General features: G+C 60.7%; 1 rRNA gene. It reads left to right on the top strand.

Annotation, left to right across the window (positions count from 1 at the left end):
• Positions 1-88: ribosomal RNA gene (gene rrf, locus ACULPM_RS10930) — 5S ribosomal RNA — on the top strand; the annotation flags it as partial.
• Positions 89-1,634: the final 1,546 nt, after the last annotated feature.

Genomic DNA, 1,634 nt, shown 5'->3' with positions numbered 1-1,634 from the left:
CCCGGTCCCATTCCGAACCCGGAAGTTAAGCCCCCGAGCGCCGATGGTACTGCGGAGTAGTCCGTGGGAGAGCAGGACGTCGCTGACCAACAAGGGGCATTTTGCGTCTCGCGGCGGCGCGGGGCGCCCGCCATTTTGCGTGGGTCCCGCAGCCCATGTATTACAGCTTGAGCCGTCCGCAAGGTCGTCTCATTTTGTATTTATCCCTAGCTTTTCGCTTCGGCTTGGGCCGACTCTGAAGGAGCCGTTGGACGGCCACCCAAGATGGTTCTTTCGTCATTCCCCTTTGCGACGGCAGGAGCCTGGCTGCCGGGGGGGCGGCTTGTCGCAGCGGCTAATCGATTGAATCGAATTTTTTCCTTGTGAGACTGCGCCGGGTTCGGCGCTATCGCCCTCACCCCCCCGGCCCCGTATCTGCCTGCCAGGATACTCCGGGGAACGGGCATGCATGCAGCATTTCCTTGGCTGCAGCCGAGGCTGCCTCGGCCAGCGTCAAGACAGCCGTTCCCAGCGCGCGCAGGGCGCATGACACCTTTACATTGCTGCCCGCGGGCCCTGAGAGGCGGTTCGGCATCTCGCGTATCTCAGGGCGTGACGCGCTTTCACCTTACTCGCGCGTCGGAGTGATCGGTCTCTTACGACGCCTTTCGGCTCAGCTCTGGTTTCGAGCGGTCTTTAGGACCTCATTCTCTGGCGGCGGACAGTGCCTCTTGTCGGCATCCGTTTCGTATGCAGCGCGTCGTGGCCAGTCCAATCATGCTCCCGGCTTTGCGAGGCGCGATGGGGCGCTCTCTGTGTGCGCCGGTTGTCTTTGGGAGGAAGCATTCGTGAAGGGGGCCTCTCATCTCGCGGAGTGTGATATTGCGCGAAAGCCCATCGGTGAGATTGAAGTGCCAGGGCCGGTACAGTAAAGCCTGACAAGCCCTTTGTGGACTCATTCGCTGACAACGAGGCTTACGAGTGCTAACTCATGGTGTCTTGGGGCGGGCCAAGCGAGATAGCCCTGGCCCGCTGATCGTCTTTCAATGGTCTACGGCTATGACGATCTGCCAAGTTGCCGTGAGATGCCGCAGTTTGAGAGCGTGTCTGGGTCAGCATCAGGTCAACGGCCAGCGTTGCGGCAGGAACATATGCCCCACGAACCTAACGATGATCAGCTGCAACCCAATCATCTGCAGTAGGAACAGGTTCGAAAAGGTGTTAGGAAGAGTTAGGGCGAGCGGGTAAGGTGCGGCTGAGCATCGAGGGCGAGGCGCGAAAGAGGCTCAAGGTCACATACGCGATTATGTGGGAAGCGATTCCGTGTGCAGTCCGACCTCGGGCATCACAAGCCCCCGGGGCTGGTGCCCTGATGCCCATGCCAAACCCCGAAGGAGCCGTTGGATGGCCAACCCATTGAGACTTCTGCAAGCAAGCAACTGCTGTCGCGCTTGGGTCCTATCGTTATGGGCTGGCGCGGCAGGTTACCCCCACACAGCAATCTTAGGAATCAGGGATGAGACCTAATTTGTGGAGGAAACGTGAACCTCCCGATTCCCGCGCCCGCGGGGCGCCGGGGTGCGTATAGTTAATCCCCGCGCAGCGACGGGGCAGGCGCCCCCGACCAGCGCGGCGAACCTTGAAAACCGGATACT

The organism is Thermophilibacter sp. ZX-H3 (genome assembly GCF_052599055.1).
This window is presented reverse-complemented; position numbering and strand designations above follow the sequence as displayed.